The following is an 18,578-nucleotide window of genomic DNA, read 5'->3' as shown; positions in this document are numbered from 1 at the left end:
CTCGCCTTAAGGAGTAACTGATCTAGCCTGCGCATCCTGTACCTTCTGGGCTACCGATTCCGGCGTACCGCCCATCATAATTTCCTGCAGTCCGTTATTGATGACATCCGCCGCATCGGCGGACAGATAAGCGTCATAAACCGGCGTAATCCCCGTTTTCTTGACCAGGTTGAAGGCTTTATAGTACAACGAGGTAACCTTCGCCTGATCGATTTCCGTATCATACATGACCATGGAATTGCTCTCGGCAATCGCTTTTTGAGCTTCGGGGCCGCTGACGGCATAGATCAGCTCCAGCGCCGCTTCCTTGGCCTTGCCCTCCGTCCGGCTGCTTAACGCAAGCCCGCCGCCGGCTCCGCCGGTAATCGTGTTCGGGTCGCCCTTGCCGCCAGGAATCGCCGGAAGGACGGTGACGTCGATCGCTTTCATCTGCTCTTCCGTGGCTGATGCCGCCAGGTTCGTGAGCGTCCAAGCGCCGCTGATCATCATTGCCGCGTTCCCCTGGATGAAGTACTGTTCGGCCTGGGTATTGTCGATGCTGTTCGCGCCTTCCTGGAATGCCTTATTATCCACCAGCTCCTTGAAGTAACCAAGCGCTTCCACAAACTGCGGATCGGTAAATTTGGCGTCCTTCTGGGCTACCGCATTTTTGAACCAGTCGGTTCCAGTTACCCGGTCGGCCAGCGAGCCGATAATCGTCGATTGCGCGACCCACGGCGCCTTGTTCCCCAGCGCGATCGGCGTAATCTTGTTCTCATTGAACACTTTGATCGCCGTCATCATTTCATCCCAAGTTGTCGGGACTTTTACGTTATATTTCTCAAACAATGAAGTGTTGTAATACAAAATCGAGGTGGCCGACATACCGAGCGGAACCGAATATACCTGATCCGCTTCGAACTTATACGCGTCGAAAGCTCCCGGCAAAAACTTATCTCTCCATTCCGGATGTGCGTCCAACGCTTCTGTAACCGGTTGCAACAATTTCGCGTTGTAAAGCTCGGAAGAATGGCTTCCCGCATACACAAAGAACAAATCCGGCATCTCATTGGCCGCCGCTACGGTGCTCAAGCGCTGACGATAGCCGTCCGGCGGAATCGCCTGCGCATCCAATTCCACGTTCGGATGATCCTGTTTATACTGATCGATAAAGCTGCGCACGGTTTTCGCCCGCAAATCATCGCCGGCAAAATTGTGCCAGATTGTCAGTTTTACCTTCTCCTCTTTGCCCTTCGATCCCTCAGCTTTTTCCCCGCTCTCTCCTCCGCACGCCGAAAGCAGCAGTGCAACGATTAGCAGCAGCAGACCTATTTTTCCTTTGGCTTTCATCGTCAGTCCCCCTTGATTGGATTGAGATTGTATGAAGCTCCTTGTTGATTAGCCCTAGTATAAAAGAGGGGGCCGTTACTCCACAGGGGAGAAACTTCAGTCGATAGAGGGACATTTTTCAGGTCTTTCCCGATACTCGGACGGGGTAAGCCCCGTGAATTTCTTGAACAGGCGGTTAAAATACTTCAAATCCTCATACCCGATCCCGTTCGCGATCTCGCTGATTTTCGCCGTCGTTTCCCGGAGCATAGCCATCGCCCTTTGCAGCTTCGCACGGGTAACGAATTCAATATAATTTTGCCCGGTCTCCCGTTTGAACATCGCGCTGAAATAATTCGGGTTCATATGGACATGACCGGCTACCTGATTCAAGGATAGAGATTGACCCAGATGATCGTGAATGTATGAAATGGCGCTCTGGACGGGGCTGATTCCCCCGACCATGACCTGGTGCTGGTTCATGAGCGATTCCAGATGGGCGAACAACGCCTCTTCCGGCGCGCGCGCCAGCTCATCCAAATCCAGCTCCTCCTCCGAACCGCTAAAGGTATAAGCATGGCCGATGGAGGAAGCGGCGCGCTCCAGCCAGCGCCGGCCGGCAACGGCAAGCGAATGCAGGTAAGCGCGGACCGAGCCCGGCGTCGCTTGTTCGTCCAGGCGGAGCCGCTGCAGCTGCCCGCAGATCCATGCTCTCAGCTCTTCCGGATTGCCCGCCCGCAGCAGCAGGGAGAGGGCATGCTCCTCCTCCTGGGAGCAAACGGCTCGGCAACCTTTGCGCCTCCGGATCTCATCGTACCGGAGCGTCCGCTTCGGGTGGAGCAGCCAGTGGAACTGGGCGGTCTCCTCCGCGGTTTCTACGGCGCTGCGCAGACCGCGGGCCGATACCGTCGGCTCTCCGCAGGCAGCCAGAATCGGGCAGCCCAGCGACTGCTCGGCGGACCGGATCGCCGTTTCCACGGCGCACCAGCCGTCACCGCAGTCACGCTCCCGCCGCACAACCAGCAGAAGGCCTTCTCCCCAAGGCAGCCACTCGCCTTGGAGCCGCCCTGCCAGCATGGCACCGATCTGCTCGGTCAACGCTCCGGATGCCTGCTGCAGACGTTCCCCGCCCTTAGCGCATTCAGCATCAGGGTCTTTCTGGTTGTTGGCGGTGATCCGCCAAACCTCCAACCTTTCTCCACTTTCAGTCAATCGGAGGTCCGGATACCGCTCCCGAAACTCGCGTTCCGCGATTTCCTCATCGGCTCCCGTGCCGGAAGCAAGCAGGTTGCGGAGAAAGCCTTGATTCACCAGCCGCTGCTGCATGGCGCGAAGCTCCTTGAGCCGCCTCTGCTCCAGCACTCGGCTTCTCGCCTGGTCCGCCGCCTGTACGATTTCGCCCGGGCGGCTGGTCTTCAACAAATAATCGCCCACTCCCTCCCGAAGCGCCTGCTGCACATACGAAAAATCATCAAAGCCCGTAATGATGATCAATTCCGTATCCGGAAACTTCAGCTTTACCTCGTGGGCCAGTTCCAAGCCGCTCCTTCCGGTCATACGGATATCGGTCATGACGATCTCCGGCTGTTCTTCCGGGATTCGTTCCAGCGCTTCTTCAGCCGAAGCCGCCGGCTCCATGACCTCGAACCCGTGCTCTGCCCAAGGAATTACCGTACTTAGCCCGGTCCGGATAATAACTTCATCATCGACAATCAACACTTTCATGGCTGTTCCCCCTTGCAAGGAATCGTAAAACTGACCCTGGTCCCTTCTCCTTCCGTACTTTCCACGCGCAATCCGGAATCCTTGCCGTAATGAAGCAGCAAGCGCTTGTGGACATTACGCAGTCCATAGCTTCCCTGCGGAGAGCGCGTCGGCTCATATCTCGGATTCTCGGCCAGTTGCTCTCTCAACCAGTTCAGCCGTTCGGCGGACATACCCACGCCGTCGTCTTCCACATACAATTCCAGCCGCTGTCCCTCCCCCTTGATGGAAATCGTGATCGTCCCGGGCAGCTTTTGCTTCAAGATCCCGTGAAGCATCGCATTTTCCACCAGAGGCTGCAGCAGCAGTTTTAGCATGAAAACCTCGTTCAAGCTTTCATCGCACAAAATTTCTAGCGTAAATCGATCCGGATAACGGGCTGATTGAATGTTGGCGTAGTTGCGGACATGCATGATTTCCTGGTGGACCGTGCAATATTCCTGGCCGCTATTCAGGCTAAACCGTAAAAAGTCGCTCAAAGAGCCGACCATATCCGCAATCTTCGTATCCTGGTTCATTAGCGCCAGCCAATGGATCGAGGACAGCGTGTTATAGAGAAAATGAGGATTAATCTGTACCTGAAGCGCATGCATATCGGCTTCCTTTTTCAGCGATTCGTTCAATTTAACTTCCTCGTTTAGCTTCATAATCCGCGAGCTTAACCGGTTATAGCTGATGATCAGCTGCCCTACTTCATCAATCGATTTGACCGGGAGGGCCGGTAACGGCTCGTCAGGACTGGCATTCTTGAGGAATCTCGTTAATGCGGATAAAGGCTTGGTAATCTTCTGTATTAAAAACAAAACGGAGAAAATAACGAGCAAAATGGCCCCGGTAACAGCTACTGCCGTCAAGGAAAGAAAATACCGGTTCTGCGACCGGTATTCCTGCGCCGGAATCAGGCCGACCAGCTTCCAGCCGACCCCGTCCATCGTCCGGTACAGAATCGTCTTTTTGTCGCTGCCTTCCCCATAGTTAAGGTCTCCGCTTATCCCGTCCAGATCCCCGATCCCCGGATAGTAATGGTCAAGCGGCAAGTTCGTCCCCATGTCCGCAGGTCCGGCAATGATCCGGTTCTCCGCATCCAGCAGCAGAACAAATCCGCTCTCCTCCATCGCGGCCTGACTCACCTGATGGGCGACGACCGACTGATCCAGATTGATCTGGAGCTTCCCGATCGGTTTGTACTTATCGGTGCTGCGAACCGGCCGGGACAGCGTTATCACCTCACGCATCCCCTCGAAGGTCCACTGGCGATGAACGGGGGACCACCATTTCGGATGACGTGCGTAGTATCCTGATTCCGTCCCGGTAATGTCCGCGAAATCCGAACGGATCAGAGACTTAAGCGTGATGCTTCGTTTGGCGTCGAGCGGCTCGATCACGATATTGGCGACGTAATCTTTGGAGAATGCCAGACTGTTCAACAGCAGAATGATGGAATTCTGCAGCTTCAAGTCGCTCTCCGGTGCTTTTAAATAGCTTTGGACGCTGCTGTTTCCGATCAGAAACAAGGACATATTCTCCGCATCCCCTACCATCGTCCCGAGATAAGCCTCCAGTTGGCGAAGCGTGTTCATCCCCGATATTTTGGCCTTTTCTTCGGACACGCCCTCCGCCATTTTGTAGGAGAACAATCCGAGAAACAGCAGAGGAACCAGCGTGGCGAAGATGATTAAGAGCGACAACTTATGCTTGAGCGATTTCCCAAGCCACTGCTGCATGCGGCAAGCTCCCCCCCATTTGGAACAATTTTTATATAATATACCATTGGTAGCGCTTTCTCGGAATACTTTTTACTAAGCGTGCTTCTCTTCAATTAGCCCCCCCGAGCTTGGCATGAAATGAGACCCGGTTTAAAACAAAAAACACGCCGTGTCCGGCGTGCTCATTGTTTGTGATTCATATTCATATTCATATTCGTATTCTTAAATCTATTTTCTAGTAACCGTAAATCCCTTTTCCTCCAGCAGGTTCACGATCCCGATGTCTCCGGCCATATGTGCCGCACCCACCACGATCAGATAGACGGAAGATTTTTGGCCTTTCAAATAGCCTTCGATTTTATCGGTCATTGCAATGTTCCGGTCTACGAGCATCGCCTTGTTGAATTCCTCGTTCTTGCCCATTTCCTGGACCAGCTCCAGCAAGGCCGCGTCGTTACCGGTTTTCCACATGTCCGCCATAGCAGTCACGCTGTCGTCAACTTGATCGAAGTTATTCAATACGGCAAGCAAATTGTCTTCCTGCAGCTTCGGCGAAAAGCCGTTAAACATGCCCAATTGGGATTCGTACGACTCCAGTTCGATAATCGGAAGCTTGCGCTCCATCGCCTTCGTAAGGAAGTAAAGATCGATGCCGGTTTGCCCCTCATATCCTGTTTTGGAGGCCTGGAGCGTTGAAAGCGTCGTTTCGACCACCCATGGCTTGAATGCATCCAGCGCATCCTTAGGCAGGCCGTTTTCCGCTAAAATGTTACCCAGCTTGGCGTAAGTCGTCTCGGAAATATGATCCTTCAGTGTGGTTCCATCCTGATAGGCACCCAGCTTCATGACCAGTTCCTGGGTTTCCGGATCGGCGGCCTTCGCAATATCGACTTCTACCCCAAGGTAATCGGCCTCTTCAAAGGCTTGTTCTATAGAAGGATGCAGCGGGTAAAAGCTGGCGTCCGCCAGGTGCATCGAACCGAGCAAATATACCTTATTGCCGGCATTCTCGACCTCCCACAGGAATCCGCGTCCGCTTGCCGCTACCTCCTTGCTCTTCAGGATTACGGTTCGGGACGCCTCATCCCAGAAAACCTCGTATCCGGCTGCATCCCCGAACGAACGTACCGGAAGATATGTAACTCCTTCAATCTGCTTTGGCGCGGAGCTTAACTGAACCGATTGTCCATTGACGACGGCTGCATTCCGGCCGTTCTCAAGCTCGATCGTCAGTCCGTTTTTCGTTCCTTTGACAAGTTTGGACTTGGCATCCTGTTCAAACTTGAAATTGAGCGCCTCAAACAGTTCCTCCATAGGGACCAAGGTCATCCCGCGATCGATCACCGGCGCATGTCCGTCAAATCCGACCCGCTCCCCATCCACTTGCAGTGCCACCGGTTTGGCGGCAGCGGAGGCCGCTGGCGCAAACAAAGTCACCGCTAAAAGCAGCGATAAAAAGGAGGCTGCTATTCTCTTCATTCCCATCTTCCAAATTTCCCCTCTCATAGATATTCTTTCATAGATTATATCGAATTCATTCTATGAAGCCAACCCAAGCCGCTTAAGAGCCCGGGTTATGCGCGCCATAATTTCGACACATGAACAAAAACCGCGCAAAACAGGCCTGCTGCGATGGTGAAAAAATACGGATGCTATGCTACAATACTGAAATGTTCTTAGGGAAATTAAGTAGGAGGTTATTTGAATCGCCATGTTAATTATCGGCATCGCCGGCGGCACCGGCTCCGGAAAAACAACAGTTGCCCGCTCCGTCATTGAGCAGCTTGGATCGGATAAAGTTACGTTTATATCGCAGGACAATTATTATAAAGATCAGTCTCACTTAACGATGGATGAACGTCAGCTGACCAATTACGATCATCCCTTCGCGTTTGACAACGAGCTACTGATCGAGCATTTAACCCTTCTCAATAGCGGACAAGCCGCCTATGCGCCGGTATATGATTTTACCCAACATACCCGCTCGGCCTCGGATACCGTTCATCTTAAACCAAACCGCATTGCCATTGTCGAGGGTTTATTCGTGCTCTATGACGAAAAACTCCGCAATTTACTCAATATCAAAGTGTTTGTGGACACGGATTCCGATGTTCGCCTGCTGCGTCGTGTTCTGCGGGATATCGAGGAACGGGGCCGCTCAATCCACTCCATCCATCAGCAATATCTAGCCACAGTGAAGCCGATGCATGAGGCGTTTATCGAGCCCTCCAAAAAATACGCCGACCTGATCATCCCCGAAGGCGGGCATAACGAGGTCGGCATCCAATTGTTGACCATATTAACGGAGAAGTACTTAACCGGCGGTGAAAACTGGCTGGTTTAGAATACTCATCCTATTTCATACCGCTAATCTCGCAAACCGGACCTATATGTATAGCCTGTCAGGATACGACCTCATAGGCTTGCAGCATGGTCCGGTTTTTTCCGCTTTTCTTGGCTTCGTAAAGCAGTGAATCCGCCTGCTCAAACAAATCCGAACGGGTCCGTCCTGCCCGGTATTCCGCCAGTCCGATACTGACCGAAATCCGGCGTCCGTCCATTTCCTCATGCCCGAGGCGCCAGATGTTCTCTCTAGCCTTTTCTGTCTCCCGGTAAGCCTCTTCCAGCGTTTTCCCCGGAAATATCACAACAAATTCCTCTCCGCCGTATCTTGCGATAATTTCATACGGGGAGAAGGATTCCTTCAGCGTACTCGCTACCCGGGCCAGGATGATGTCCCCTACCGCATGGCCGAACGTGTCATTGACGCTCTTAAAGTCATCGATGTCCAGGACTGCTAGCTGAAGCGGCATTTCGCAGTTATTGCTTTGCTCGATCAACTGATCCAGGTACTCATGCAAAGTCTTGTGATTGTAAAGGTCGGTCAATGCATCGATTTTTACCATCCGGTCCATCAACGCATTCTTGACCACCAGTTCCTGTTCGCTTCTTACCATGCGCATGAGGTCGTTCAGTATTTCCTCGCCCCTCTGAATAATGCCCCGCAAGATGTATAGCATCCCGACCATGGCAAAAATAAAGGCCGAAATCTCATATCCTCCCATGCTCTCCCGGATCCGGGGGAACGCCCAGTACACCATTCCAAAAGCCGCCATATTGACTGCAAAGGCAAAATAAAGCCTTTTAATGTTGAAATAGAACATGGAGACCAGTAATGAAAGAAGAAATATATATTGAAGATGAATTGTCTTATTGGCAATCATTAAAGCGGAGGCGATACAAGTGCCGCTTAGAATAATGAGCAAGGGCTGATCGATCCGAAACCGGTAGGCGACCTCATTGATTCCCAACACAAGGAGTTGAATAGCGGTTGGCAGGAACATCGTATGGACCAGATATTCGGAAACCCGATCGGGTTCAGTCGTAAATTTCACATAAAGGGCGACCATTTCCGCAATTACGGATATGCCAAGGACAACCCAATAAGTGATTAATATTTTTCTATGCAATGCCCGTGTATCGGATCTCATTATATAATGCTCCTCTGCTTCATCCACTCATCGATTTGCTCAATACTCATCGGCCTGCCGTAAAAATATCCCTGCATATTGCGGCAACCGAGCTGCAATAAAAAATCGACGTGTTCTTGGTTCTCGACTCCCTCGGCAATGACCTCCAGATGAAGATTCTCGGCCATGAGAATGATAGCGCTAATAATGGCCCGCTTGGTCGGGCTCTCCAAGTTATTCGTAAACAGGCGGTCCAGCTTGAGCGTATCCAGAGGAATCATGTCCAGCAGGCCAATGGAGGAATAGCCTGTCCCGAAATCATCCATCGAAATCTTGACCCCCATATTTCGGATGCCTTCGATTTGCCGGATAATTTCCTGGATGTCATACAGCACCATCGATTCCGTAATTTCGAGCTCCAGCCATTGCGGGTCCAAGCCCGCTTCGTCCAATATTCTTTGGACCGTCTTCTGCAAACTTCCCGTCTGAAACAAACGGACGGAGAGATTCACGGAAATCGGCTCCAGAACTCCTCGTGCCTGCCATTCCCGGCATTGTAGACAAGCCTTCTTCAGCGTCCAGTCCGTCATCGGTACAATCAGGCCGGTCTCCTCGGCGATAGGTATAAATTCACCCGGAGATATAATCCCGAGCCGGGGGTGATTCCAACGGATCAAGGCCTCCCAGCCGGCCAGACAATTTTCCTTCACATTCCATCTTGGCTGATATACCAAAAAAAATTGCTCATTATCCAGCGCCGGGTGAAGGTCCTTCTCCAGCTCCATTTTACGAAGCTCCTGTTTTCCCATTTCCTCGCTGTACACGCAATACCGGTTCTTTCCCGCTCCCTTGGCTCTATACATCGCCGTATCCGCAAATTTCAGCAAAACGGAACGGTCCGTATCGTGGATAGAGCTTATGCTGATCCCGATGCTTGCCGTAATGAACAACTCGTTACCTTGAATGGAATATACTTTTTTAATGCTCTTTAGAACTTGTTCCGCTAACCGTTCGGCCTGTTCCTGATCGCATGGCGCTACGGTAATCAAAAACTCGTCGCCGCCCATCCGAAACACTTCGAGCCCGCTATGCACGAATTTACTTAACCGTTCGCCTACCTGCTGGATGAGAAAATCCCCAATATGGTGACCCAGCGTGTCATTTACCGCTTTGAATTGGTCCAGATCCATAAACAAGACCCCGATGCTCTCTTCACCGGTATGCCTGTCAAAAAAACGGTTCATTTCATTCCGGTTAGGAAGTCCGGTGACCGTATCCAGGTAAGCCATCTTCTCCAGGAAATACCGGTCAAAGAATAACGCGCCCCACGACACCAGAAAAATACTAAAGATAACTATAGTAACGCCCAGCAACAGCATATAATCGGCTACAGGCTCCGGCTCTAACACCGCGCCCGCATGCTCGGTGAAATTGGCGGCTTTCATTCCCGTATAATGCATCCCGCAAATCGCAAGCCCCATTAGGCAGGCTGACAGCCACTTCAACCAGCTTGTTCCGTATTGGGTCCGGAACCGCAGCAGCAGAAACATGGCCGCATAGGAAGCAACTAGAGCAATGCCGGCGGACAAGGTCCAATACAACGGATCGTACGATATATGTGCAGACATCATCATTGCTTCCATGCCCACGTAATGCATGATTACAATCCCGCTGCCCATAGCGAAGCCGCCGACGGCAAATTTAATCCAATCTATATTTTTAGGCAGGGTCAGATAAAACGCAATAAATGAAGATATTATGCTCACCATCATCGAAAGCAAAGTGAGGCCTATATTATATTTGACAGTCATCTTCAAGTGGAATGCCAGCATGCCGACGAAATGCGTCGCCCAAACCCCCGTACCCATTACGAAGGAGCCGGCCATGATCCAATAAAACCGGGTCCTGCCCGTCTCCCGCGTAATTCTCGCTGTGATGGTTAGAGCCGAATAGGAAGCTAATATGGCAATAAAAATGGATAACACAACGATATAGGAGTTATAGCTGCCTTCTAAATACACTATCTTCATTCCTGCCTCTCATGATGCCTGTTGTGGATGCCTGTTGTGGATGCCTGTTGTGGATATCTGTAGTGATTATAATATGATAGTAATTCAAATGAATAGAGGATCATAGGCTTTTCTTGCGTAGGATCCAAAATATTTTAAATTTGAGTCCCGTCTATGGATTTCGAAGCGGAGATCATAGAAAAAACCGGCATTGGATTCATTCATCCTGTACCGGTCTTTACTTTTAGCTTGTCTCTATTAAACGCTCTGAAGCAGTTCGCTAACCGTCACCAGTTCATACCCTTCGGCTGTCAATTCGGATACTAAAATTCGAACGGCTTCCACGGACTGGGACCGGTCATCGTATCCATCATGAAAGATCAAAATACTGCCCGGTCTCACCTGCTCCCGGCTCTTGTCAACAATATGCCGGACGCCCGGCATCTCCCAGTCCGTCGCTGCTCCGTTAAGAGCCCCGATCGCCTTGTAGCCAAGCTCCTCAACAACTTCCGCTACCAGCTCGTTATATGCAAAATAAGGCGGACGGAACACTTTCGGAGCGACTCCGGTCAACTTCTCAATCAGCTTCTCGGTCTGGATCAGCTCTTCTCTGCATTCCTGTTTGAGAAGCTCCGGCAGGCTCGGATGCGTATAGGTATGGTTTCCGATCTCATGACCCTGCTCGTGAGCCTCCCTTACCAACTCAGGGCTCAACTCCATCTGGCTGCCAATCATAAAAAAGGTGGCCTTTGCTCCGGCCTCCCGGAATATATCCAACACCTGGGGCGTATAGACCGGGTTGGGACCATCGTCAAAAGTGAATGCAACCGCTTTCCTTTTGATCGGAACCTCATTGATTATCTCGAAATTGGACATGATTCTGACTCTCCTTAGGAAGATTGGACGCTGTACAAGGAAAGGATAATACTACGCTGCAAGTCCGTCAATCCCGAGTTTCTTATTTTCCCTTCTTCAAAGCCGCTTCCTGCTTCGCAGCAAACTCTTCGGGGGTAATCGCGTTGCCTAAAAGCGCTTGGATCAGGTTGTAATGCTCTTCCGCGGCGACCGGTTTCATTTGCACGTCCAGATACAGAATAACCTTGCTTGCATTGTTCAACTCGTTCAGCACATCGGTGAACATTAGCGGCAAATTCACGCTGGTCGTATCGACCTTCGTACCGGGGATGATTCCCGCTTCGGTTACCGAAAGCTCTCCCCACCGTTGCACGAAGAAGCTGACGAACTTCTTGGCGTCCTCTTTCACCTTGGAATTTTCGGCTACGAACAAGCCGACGCCAACGCCTCCGACCCAATCGTCGATGTTACCTTTCCCGCCTTCGATCGTCGGGAATTTAAAGAATCCGATCTTGTCCTTGAACTCCTGCGGAATGTCCGCCCTCGTCGTATAGTTGGGAACTTCCCACGTTCCCATCGCATACATCGCTGCCGTTTCATTCATAAATTCCAGTTTGGCCTCATCGTTGGACAATCCGTTAAAACCTTTGACGAACGCGTTGCTGTTCACCAGTTCCTGGGCTTCCCTCGCAGCCGCAATCAAGCTGGGATCACTAAAATTGCTGCTCGCAACCGCCCGGTCCTGCACATCAGGACCTCCAATCCTGTCGGCGAGGTACATATACCAGAACGATCCGGTCCAAGCATCCTTGGAGCCAAGGGCAATCGGAGTGATCCTGTTGTCGTTCAACGTTTTGATGATAGATTTTAATTCTTCATAGCTTTGCGGCGGTTGAAGATTGTATTTGGCGAATATTTCTTTGTTGTAGTAGACAGGAACGATGTTCAGTTCCACGGGAAGTGCATACGTCTTTCCCTCAAAAGCATAGGCTTCCGTCGTACCGGCCACGAATTTATCCTTCAGTTCCCCCTGCAGAAGATCATCGAGTGAAGCAAACATCTCGCCCTTCACATAGGGCTCAAGGAATCCCGCCGCCCAGGTAAATCCCACATCGGGCAAGCTGTTGGACGCGGACAACACTTTAATTTTGTTCTTGTACGGCTCGTTATCAAGAACTTCGGTTTCGATGTTCACGTTAGGATGGGCCTGCTCGTACTCGCCGATAATTTGATTTACCAGCTTGTTTTGCGCGGAATTGCTGCTGTCCGGCCAAAGATGCATCATTTTAATCGTCACTTTATCGCCGGTCGAAGCGGCGTTACTGCCCGAGTCCTCTGCGGATACGCCGTTACCGTTCAGGTTCGAATCTCTATTCTTAGTACCGCTGCTGCAGGCAGCCAGAATCAAGGCCAACACCAGCAATAACATGGATGCCGAAAACGCCTTTTCTTTCATGCAAGCCTGTCCCCCTTATCGTTGCGACTAAAATGTATGCGTTTTCCCTCCGAACCCAGTGTAACACCCTGCCTTATAAGGACATAAGGGTACAGCTTATGGATATTGTTCCATTTTATTTGGAATCGGCGCCAGGCCTCAGACTTCGGGATTCTGGTTCCTGACCTCGCTCCGGTACAATCCGGGACTGTGCCCTTCGTACTCCTTGAACACTTTGTTGAAGTACTTGGTCGTCTGATACCCCACGTGTTCTGCGATTTCCGCTACCGACAGCCTGGTCTGCAGCAGCAGTTCCTTGGCCTTTTGAATCCGCACACGGGTCAGGTATTCAATGAATGTCATCTGCATCTGCTCCTTGAACAGAACGCTGAAGTAGCTTGGATTCAAATGGACGTGATCGGCCACTTCGCGCAGACCGAATCCCTCATTTAAATGAGCCTCCACGTACTGAAGCGCCTCCCTGACCGGTTCGCTGACCGGCTCCATGTCGTCGGTCGCCTGGATCAGCTTGCTATCGACGATCCGCTGGATTCTGCTGATCCGGTTACGGTGCTCTCCAGCCTCCAAAGCCTGCTCCACGGCTTCGATCAGCTTGTCCTTGCGGATCGGCTTCAGTAAATATTCGACCACGCCCAGCTGAATGCCCTGGTGAGCGTAATCGAATTCGGCATATCCCGAAATGAGAATTACCGCAGGTTTATAAGTCAGAGAAGCCGACTCCAGTTGCTTAACCAGATTCAATCCCGTGATTTCCGGCATGCGGATGTCGGTAATCAACAGATGTACCGGCTCGTTCTCCAGTATCGTAATGGCATCCCGGCCATTATCCGCCGTCTTTACCTCAAAGCGTCCGCCGCCCCAGGCCTCCAGCATATTCTTCAGTCCCTGTCTGGTTCGCGGTTCGTCATCGACGATCAAAATCGTTTTCGGTTTAAACATAGTCCATCCCTCCCGTCTGGATTGGAATTACCAGGCTGACTGCAGTCCCCTCGTTCTCGCTGCTTTTGATCGAAAGTCCGGGTGTTTCTCCTCCCGAGTCGCCGTAGTAAAGTTTCAACCGCTGCTGTACATTGAAAATCCCGATACCGGACCCTTTGGCGGAAAGGGTCTTGCCAGTATTAAGCGCGGTAACTATAGTACGGAGCGTTTCACCGTTCATCCCCTTGCCGTCATCTTTAACAGTGACGACCAAGTGCGCGGCATCTTCGGCAAGCGAGACATGCACGGCAACCGTACCGGGCCCGATTTTGCCCTCGACGCCATGGAGAATCGCATTCTCGACCAGCGGCTGGATCAGCAGCTTGGGCATATTATTAGAGGCATAAGCAGGCGATGACGAGATCGACCAGGTCAACCGCTCGCCCAGCCGCATTTTCATAATCAGGAGGTAGCGTTCAATATGCTCCAGTTCATCCCCCAGCGTGACCCATTCTTCCTTGTTCGGACCGGTAATCGTATACCGGAACAAGTCGGACATCGCAACCACAAACTCTGCGAGCTCTTCCTCCTGCTTCTCCTGTAACGACCAGTAAAGCGCCTCCAAAGTATTGAACAGGAAATGCGGATGGATCTGGGCCTGGAGCGCTTTAAGCTCCGTTCGGCTCTGTATGATCTCTTTTTCATAGACCAGTTTGATCAGTTCGTTCATGTGCTCAACCATCTGATTGTAGGTATGATTCAGTTCGTTGATCTCAATGGTGGATGAAATTTGCGTAGTCGGCTTCAGACCTCCGAGCCGCGCACTGCGCATCGTCTTGATCAATTTAAAAATCGGGCGCGTAATGATCGTTGACATTAAAAAGGACAATACGATAAACAGGAGCGTGCCGATCCCCGCTGAAACGAGAATTGCCGTGCGGAGTACGGAAATACCGTCCGTAATGGCGCTGACCGGCGTCAGGATCAGGAAACTCCAGCCTGTAACCTCGGACTGCTGCTTGACCAGCATGTATTTCTTCTTGCCGAGCGCCACGATCGGTTCGCGGGCTTCCATCAGCATTTGGATCGAATCGACCGGAAAACGGTCGTCATTCGTCGCGATCAGGCTGTAATTGTGGCCGACGACCAGCATCGTCTCGCCCCCGGCTTCCCCGGCCAGCGATTCGCCGATTTTTAGCGCGGCCCGGTCCATCCGGACAAGCAGATACCCGCCTGATGTAAACCATTGATCCATCAGACTGACGCTGCGAATGGCCAGCAAGGAATTCGGATCCTTCGGGTCGATGCCAGCCCAGATCATCCGCCCCTTGCCTTCTCTTGCCTTCGTAATCCAGTTAAGACTTATTTTTTTCTCCAAATTGCTGCCATCCAAAGGAAACAGACGGCGATACTCGCTGCTGTACAACTCGACCGAGGTAATACCATCCGCATAGGTCTGAACGATTCTTATACTGGCAAGCAGTCCCTGCCGCTCGGAAAAGGTCGCTTGCTTCCCGTTCTTTTCGTTGAGAAGAAGTTGTTGTACATAAGCGCTTGTAGCGACCTGGGTCGTCAGCGAATCAATCTGATTGAGCACCGCCTCCAGCCGGCCGTTTGCCTGAATCGCCGTCTGCTGAATATGCTTTTCCGCATTATTTTTCAATAGCCGGGAAACCGAGTCGAAAGTGACGACACCCACTACGAACAAAATAATCATCATCACAAACAGGAACCCTACCAGCATCTGGTTTCGCAGGGTATTCCATCGGCTAATACGAGCTTTCATGTCCTTATCCGCCTTCTTTCGGTTCCGTCCTGCTGCATATTGCATTCGAGTTTATCTAATTCTAGGCTGGCTGCGGATTCCCCTTTTTTTGAGCTGGGCTGCTCCTGAATTAAGCCGTCTCCGGCTGGTACCCTAATTATCGCTTTTTAACAATGATAGTGTTATGGTAATTTCTAGAATGAGAGGTTCCAATATGAAGGGAGAACGAAAATGAGAATTTATGTCGCCCTGCTGCGGGGCATTAACGTCGGCGGCAAGAACAAGATCAAAATGGCCGATTTACGAGCGGAGCTGGAAAAGATCGGGCTGACCCGGGTACAAACCTATATTCAAAGCGGAAACGTACTGTTTGAATCGGAAAAGGACGAGCCCTCCCTTCGTCAGGACCTCGAGCGGATGATCGAGGCGGTATTCGGGATCAAGCTGACCGTGATGCTTCGAACGGCGGAGGAAGTGAAGGGGATCGTGGAACAATGCCCGTTCCCGGAGGAGCTTGTTGCCGAGGCAGCGGCCACGCGTGTCGGCGAAAGCCTGCATGTCGCCATGCTTACGGAACCGCCGGCCCCGGCGGGAGTGGACAAGCTGGAGGCGGTGGAACGCGGCACCGATCTGTACAGCATCGCAGGCCGCGACGTATATTTATTGTTCCGGGACAGTATCCGGGACTCGAAGCTGGCCGCCAACCTGCATAAACTGGGGGTGGAAGTAACGGTACGGAATTGGAAGACCATGAATAAGCTCGTTGAATTGGCGGAGGGAATGAAGCGCGCTTGAGGCGGAGCTGTTCATAAAAGACAAAAGCGACCCCGGAAGGTCGCTTCTGTCTTTTTAATTCAATAATAGACCAAAATATAATTGCTAAGGCTAGCCAATTGGACATTCTCGTATTGCTCATCAGATAAACTGCTTAAAGCCTTCCCCGTTTCGGTGGCCAAAGCTTCCTCATCTACCTTGCCCGCAAGACGAAGCACAATATAAGTTTCCCCTGCTTTAACTTTCTCTTCCAGCTTGGATCCGAACTCCTGTACACTTTTTACTTCCAATCCATTCGCCTTGTAATATTCCATGGAATCGTCTACCGCCGCGAATTCAGGTATTTCGGCATCTACCCAAAACTCGTTGTTGAGCGAATAATTAAGCGTTTGAGCCGTATCATCACTAGAATTGAACAACAAGTAAGGCACCCCGCTATTGGTCTCATTATTGGTGGAATCCACATGTACCCACCCGTTATTCAGCTTCACTTTGTTCCAGGCATGCGGCACGCCTCCCATGTCTCCGGTCACCACGACGCTTTCCAGACCGGCCAGATCTCCCAGCAGCTTGTAAACAGAAGCGTAGGAGGCACAGACTCCGACCTTTTTAACCAGAATACCGTAGGTTGTAAAAGAATCATCGAATTTCGAGTCAACGGTACGGTAGCCGTTTGCCTTCGCATCCTCCAATGCCGCGTCGTCATATTTGGTGTTTTCGTTCAGATATTCGTAAATGGCTTTGCTCTTATCCTCCGCCGACATCTCCGCAGTAATGACGGAAGCTACGACCTTCTTCGCCTCGTCGATGATTTCCTTCTGCTTTTTCTTAATCGAAGCTGCCGAGTCATTATATTTGATATGGAGGGTCAGCGTTTTGTAATCGTATTGGAAACCTTCTACGCCAAGCACAAGAGGATTTTGGTACATTACTTTTAAAACCATGTCGGATAAAGTCTCGAAGTTCTGCGCCTCCGGGAAGGCCTCTAACGACACCTCTTGCACAGTGTCTATCATACTTAGAGCGACGATTTCCTCCACAGCGGAGTCGGCGTTCACCGGAACCTCTTTGACGATCTCCGGCACTTGAACTTTCCCCTTGTCGCCATCCTCCACTCTTTTCTTCGTATTTTCCTTTTGCGACTCCGTAATGTTCTCCGGTTCCCCGCCTTGCTGCGCACCCGAGTCTCCTTCTTCTATGACCGTAGGAACATTCGGATCGGGAATATATTCGGTGTCATTCTTGGGTTCTACATACCCTGTACTCGGCTTAGCCCGACGCTGCTGCTCATTCAATTGATCAAGATCGGCGGCGGTGACGTTCTGTACGTAGACATACCCTTTTAACGCCGTTCCTTCCACTCCCACATAAATGGTGGGCCGGTAATCCTCCAGGTTGGTGCGGGAGGTATCGTAAATCAGGTTTCGGCTTTTCACGGAACCGTCAATGAAAGTAACCTCGGTCGTTGTCGGCAATTGTGAAATATCGCTATAGGCTTCGTAGGTGATGTTCCCCTCCCAATCCGCCGGAATCCGGGAAGACAAAGGATACGTGCTGACTACGTTACTGAAGTTTGACTCTTTGCCGCCGCGAATCGCGGTGACGTAGTACTCGCCGTATACCCCCGCATTTTGAAAGGAAATGTAATCCGGATCGGTACGATCCTCGCTCGAGTCATAAAAGAACTCTGTTGCCTTTACCTCTTCCAGCAGGCTCGGAATTCCTCCGGCATACGCCTCTTCCGGCCCGGATACCGGCAAATTCTCAATCGCCAGCAGGTCGCCAAACTTGGAATCGCGATAAATCCGGTAAGATTCGGCTCCCTCGACAGGGTTCCAAAGCAGCTTGAATTCTCCCTTTTCGTTGATTTCGTATCTTAATGTCGGCACTGGAATTTCGGATTTGATCGTGAAAGGAATGATGATCGGCTTCTCCAGCTTGGAAGGCTCCGGAGCGTCCAGATCGTAGTTGATTCGTATGTAGTAAATCGGGGCATTTCCCCATCCTCCAAAACCGTCGAGCGTATCGGACGAATCCAGCACGCTGCCCAGCGGACTGATCTCCACCGTATCGGTTTGGGTCATGTTCTTAAAGAAAGTGGAGGTTAGCACTTGGCTTTTGGGTAGTGCCTTAATGTCCGTATGTACGGTAACCACTTCCGAGGCCATCAGGTCATCGAACCTGCTTTTGAATTGGAACGTAAACCTTTCGTCCTTCGCCACATTGTACATCGGCATCATAGCCTGATCGGTATCCGATCCGTACTTCTTCTTGACGTCGAGCACGCTCAATTCTCCGGTAGCCGTATCTACGGCCTCAAGTTTATCGCTTTCGTTGTTCTCTGTCAGAGCCACCTCCGCAACGGAGCTCAAATCGGTTCCGGCATTTCCGAAACACCCCGTCAACGCTAACATGACTCCAATTAAAACCAACCACAACCTTTTCACTTCAACACCTCTTTCGTAAATAATTCATGCACCATTTGCACATCAACAATAAACTCACCCAATTTCCAGAATATAGGATGCCAGTGCCTCATACGCTAGGATACAA

General features: G+C 51.2%; 13 protein-coding genes. 2 read left to right on the top strand and 11 right to left on the bottom strand.

Features of this window, described 5'->3' with window-relative positions; translation table 11 throughout:
• Window positions 1-6: 6 nt before the first annotated feature.
• From KJS57_RS08395 to KJS57_RS08380, 4 genes are all read right to left on the bottom strand, one after another.
• Window positions 7-1,329, bottom strand: coding sequence for an extracellular solute-binding protein (locus KJS57_RS08395; RefSeq protein WP_213654404.1), 1,323 nt, complete (start codon window positions 1,327-1,329; stop codon window positions 7-9).
• A 96-nt stretch (window positions 1,330-1,425) separates the two neighbouring features.
• Complete coding sequence (locus KJS57_RS08390; protein WP_213654403.1) at window positions 1,426-3,033, bottom strand: response regulator; 1,608 nt, start codon at window positions 3,031-3,033, stop codon at window positions 1,426-1,428.
• A complete protein-coding gene (locus KJS57_RS08385) occupies window positions 3,030-4,796 on the bottom strand; it encodes a cache domain-containing sensor histidine kinase (RefSeq protein WP_213654402.1) in 1,767 nt (588 codons plus the stop codon). Before KJS57_RS08385 ends, KJS57_RS08390 begins: the two co-directional genes overlap by 4 nt.
• Window positions 4,797-5,006: 210 nt before the next feature.
• Window positions 5,007-6,263, bottom strand: a complete 1,257-nt coding sequence (locus KJS57_RS08380) for a TraB/GumN family protein (protein ID WP_306434206.1) — start codon at window positions 6,261-6,263, stop codon at window positions 5,007-5,009.
• Window positions 6,264-6,489: 226 nt separating this feature from the next.
• Here KJS57_RS08380 and udk point away from each other — a divergent pair, with 226 nt between their 5' ends.
• Window positions 6,490-7,122, top strand: a complete 633-nt coding sequence (udk, locus tag KJS57_RS08375) for a uridine kinase (RefSeq protein WP_211022375.1) — start codon at window positions 6,490-6,492, stop codon at window positions 7,120-7,122.
• Window positions 7,123-7,180: 58 nt separating this feature from the next.
• Here udk and KJS57_RS08370 read toward each other — a convergent pair whose 3' ends face one another.
• The 6 genes from KJS57_RS08370 to KJS57_RS08345 form a co-directional block, all read right to left on the bottom strand.
• Entirely contained in the window at window positions 7,181-8,269 is a 1,089-nt protein-coding gene (locus KJS57_RS08370; protein WP_211022376.1) for a GGDEF domain-containing protein, read from the bottom strand.
• Complete coding sequence (locus KJS57_RS08365) at window positions 8,269-10,278, bottom strand: bifunctional diguanylate cyclase/phosphodiesterase (protein ID WP_211022377.1); 2,010 nt, start codon at window positions 10,276-10,278, stop codon at window positions 8,269-8,271. The genes KJS57_RS08370 and KJS57_RS08365 overlap by 1 nt, the downstream gene beginning before the upstream one ends.
• A gap of 237 nt (window positions 10,279-10,515) precedes the next feature.
• A complete protein-coding gene (locus tag KJS57_RS08360; RefSeq protein ID WP_211022378.1) occupies window positions 10,516-11,133 on the bottom strand; it encodes a polysaccharide deacetylase family protein in 618 nt (205 codons plus the stop codon).
• 82 nt (window positions 11,134-11,215) lie between these two features.
• Window positions 11,216-12,568 carry an extracellular solute-binding protein gene (locus KJS57_RS08355; RefSeq protein ID WP_213654401.1) on the bottom strand — a complete coding sequence of 451 codons (1,353 nt, stop codon included), beginning with the start codon at window positions 12,566-12,568 and terminating at the stop codon, window positions 11,216-11,218.
• 138 nt (window positions 12,569-12,706) lie between these two features.
• Window positions 12,707-13,507, bottom strand: coding sequence for a response regulator transcription factor (locus KJS57_RS08350; RefSeq protein WP_213654400.1), 801 nt, complete (start codon window positions 13,505-13,507; stop codon window positions 12,707-12,709).
• On the bottom strand, window positions 13,500-15,272 hold the full coding sequence (locus tag KJS57_RS08345) for a sensor histidine kinase (RefSeq protein ID WP_213654399.1): 1,773 nt from the start codon (window positions 15,270-15,272) through the stop codon (window positions 13,500-13,502). The genes KJS57_RS08350 and KJS57_RS08345 overlap by 8 nt, the downstream gene beginning before the upstream one ends.
• A gap of 210 nt (window positions 15,273-15,482) precedes the next feature.
• Here KJS57_RS08345 and KJS57_RS08340 point away from each other — a divergent pair, with 210 nt between their 5' ends.
• Window positions 15,483-16,046 (top strand): DUF1697 domain-containing protein, encoded by a 564-nt coding sequence (locus KJS57_RS08340; RefSeq protein ID WP_213654398.1) that lies wholly within the window; start codon window positions 15,483-15,485, stop codon window positions 16,044-16,046.
• A 59-nt stretch (window positions 16,047-16,105) separates the two neighbouring features.
• Here KJS57_RS08340 and KJS57_RS08335 read toward each other — a convergent pair whose 3' ends face one another.
• On the bottom strand, window positions 16,106-18,472 hold the full coding sequence (locus KJS57_RS08335; RefSeq protein ID WP_213654397.1) for a transglutaminase domain-containing protein: 2,367 nt from the start codon (window positions 18,470-18,472) through the stop codon (window positions 16,106-16,108).
• Window positions 18,473-18,578: the final 106 nt, after the last annotated feature.

The sequence above is a fragment of the Paenibacillus vini genome (assembly GCF_018403325.1).
Lineage (GTDB): Bacteria > Bacillota > Bacilli > Paenibacillales > Paenibacillaceae > Fontibacillus > Fontibacillus vini.
The sequence above is the reverse complement of the archived record's forward strand: the minus strand, read 5'-3'. Positions and strand labels throughout refer to the sequence as shown.

Bases quoted from the DNA above. Each gene is read 5' to 3' on its own strand.
- KJS57_RS08355 (WP_213654401.1), bottom strand. From the start codon at position 12,568: ATGAAAGAAAAGGCGTTTTCGGCATCCATGTTATTGCTGGTGTTGGCC.
- udk (WP_211022375.1), top strand. From the start codon at position 6,490: ATGTTAATTATCGGCATCGCCGGCGGCACCGGCTCCGGAAAAACAACA.
- KJS57_RS08365 (WP_211022377.1), bottom strand. From the start codon at position 10,278: ATGAAGATAGTGTATTTAGAAGGCAGCTATAACTCCTATATCGTTGTG.
- KJS57_RS08385 (WP_213654402.1), bottom strand. From the start codon at position 4,796: ATGCAGCAGTGGCTTGGGAAATCGCTCAAGCATAAGTTGTCGCTCTTA.
- KJS57_RS08380 (WP_306434206.1), bottom strand. From the start codon at position 6,263: ATGGGAATGAAGAGAATAGCAGCCTCCTTTTTATCGCTGCTTTTAGCG.
- KJS57_RS08390 (WP_213654403.1), bottom strand. From the start codon at position 3,033: ATGAAAGTGTTGATTGTCGATGATGAAGTTATTATCCGGACCGGGCTA.
- KJS57_RS08350 (WP_213654400.1), bottom strand. From the start codon at position 13,507: ATGTTTAAACCGAAAACGATTTTGATCGTCGATGACGAACCGCGAACC.
- KJS57_RS08340 (WP_213654398.1), top strand. From the start codon at position 15,483: ATGAGAATTTATGTCGCCCTGCTGCGGGGCATTAACGTCGGCGGCAAG.
- KJS57_RS08360 (WP_211022378.1), bottom strand. From the start codon at position 11,133: ATGTCCAATTTCGAGATAATCAATGAGGTTCCGATCAAAAGGAAAGCG.
- KJS57_RS08370 (WP_211022376.1), bottom strand. From the start codon at position 8,269: ATGAGATCCGATACACGGGCATTGCATAGAAAAATATTAATCACTTAT.
- KJS57_RS08395 (WP_213654404.1), bottom strand. From the start codon at position 1,329: ATGAAAGCCAAAGGAAAAATAGGTCTGCTGCTGCTAATCGTTGCACTG.
- KJS57_RS08345 (WP_213654399.1), bottom strand. From the start codon at position 15,272: ATGAAAGCTCGTATTAGCCGATGGAATACCCTGCGAAACCAGATGCTG.